This is a genomic window from Nocardioides sp. NPDC057577 (assembly GCF_042801335.1).
Classification (GTDB): Bacteria; Actinomycetota; Actinomycetes; order Propionibacteriales; family Nocardioidaceae; genus Nocardioides.
Genome location: NZ_JBHVGB010000336.1, coordinates 1 through 1,485, shown reverse-complemented (window position 1 = coordinate 1,485; position 1,485 = coordinate 1). Strand labels below are relative to the sequence as shown.

Annotated in this window: 1 protein-coding gene; it reads right to left on the bottom strand. The window is 72.7% G+C overall.

Going from position 1 to position 1,485, the window contains the following annotated elements; genetic code table 11:
* Positions 1–84: 84 nt before the first annotated feature.
* Positions 85–1,233 carry a hypothetical protein gene (locus tag ACFU7D_RS29595; protein ID WP_378874096.1) on the bottom strand — a complete coding sequence of 383 codons (1,149 nt, stop codon included), beginning with the start codon at positions 1,231–1,233 and terminating at the stop codon, positions 85–87.
* Between the last annotated feature and the right edge of the window lie 252 nt (positions 1,234–1,485).

Sequence of the window (1,485 nt, the reverse complement as noted above, 5' to 3'; positions counted from 1 at the left end):
GTCCTTTACTCCGGACGCCGCCGAGAACACCCTCCAAGCAAGGGTCGGCGGCAAACAGCCCCACGAAACACGGCCACCACCGACTCACCACCACCGATCAGCAATATCCATCCCATACGCCCAGCGCCCATAGATCGACAGCGTCTCCTCAACCGCATTGGCCGCATTGGTGATCGCCACCTGCGCATCCCGCCAAGCCCGCTGCAGCGGATGCCGCCGATCGAGCGCCTCCTCCCCTGCGGCGTCGAGGAAGACACCGATCGCCCGAACCGACCGCTCCACGGCGAGCACCTGGTCGCGGCGAGCGCGGATGGCCAGGCCGTTGTCGTGCGGATCGTTGGCGCGGGCGTGCTCGTGGAGGGTGCCCAGGTTGCGGGTCAGCTGGAGCCAGGACGCGTGTACGTCGGTCAGCGCCCGGGTGACGGCGGGCACCGCGGCCACCTCTGGGCGGTCTGCGACCAGCGCGTCGTACGCCCCCTCGGCGGCGCCGATCAGGGGCGCTGCGACGGCGTGGGTGTGCACGGTGGCGTACGGCATCCGGTAGAGCGGCGCCAGGGCGGCCGCGGAGGCGATGTCCTGCTGCTGGGTCCGCTCGGTGGAGCCGAAGGTGCGGTAGGCGGGTACGAACGCGTCGCGGACGGCCAGGCCGTCGGCGCCGACACCGCGCAGGCCGGTGGGGTCCCAGGTCTGCTCGACGACGTAGTCGGTGGCCGGGACCAGGGCGCTGACGAAGTCGATCGGCCGGCCGTCGTCGTCGAGCAGGAGGCTCCCCAGCAGCGCCCAGGATGCGTGCGCGATGCCGGTGGACGTACGCCACCGGCCGGTGAGGCGGTAGCCGCCCGGCACCGGGACCAGTTGGCCGCCGGGCGTGTAGGAGGAGGCGAGGTAGGTCCCGGGGCCGCCGGCGCGGACTTCGTCCTGGGCCCGTTCGTCGAAGACCGCCAGGTGCCACTCGTGGGCGCCGAAGAGCGAAGCGACCCAGCCGGTGGCCAGGCAGACGCGCGAGAGCAGCCGCACCCCGCGGAAGAACTCGATCGGGTCGGCCTCGAGCCCGCCGTGGCTCACCGGCCGGAGCAGCCCGAAGAACCCGGAGCGGTCCAGCGCGCTCAGCACCCGCGCGTCGACGGAGCCGTTCAGTTCCACCTCGGCCGCGCCGCGGGACAGCTCCGGAAGCATCGCCCGTACGTCGTCGAGCACCCGGTCCGATGCCAGTGCCATGGCTGGTTCGCTCACCTGCCCCATCCTCCTCCGTGTCGTCGCCCACCGGCGTGTCCCGGCGAGTGCGACAGACCCGCTGCCGGGCCTCCGCCAGCACTACCATGCCCCTCATGGAGCCCACCGTCCACGAGCGCGTCGTCGAGGTGCTGCCCCGCATCCGTGAGGAAGCGGCCCGCACCGAGGCCGAGCGCCGCATCCCCACCGAGGTGCTTGCGGCCCTGCTCGACGCCGGCGTCTTCGCACTCGGCGCGCCGGCCGACCGTGCCG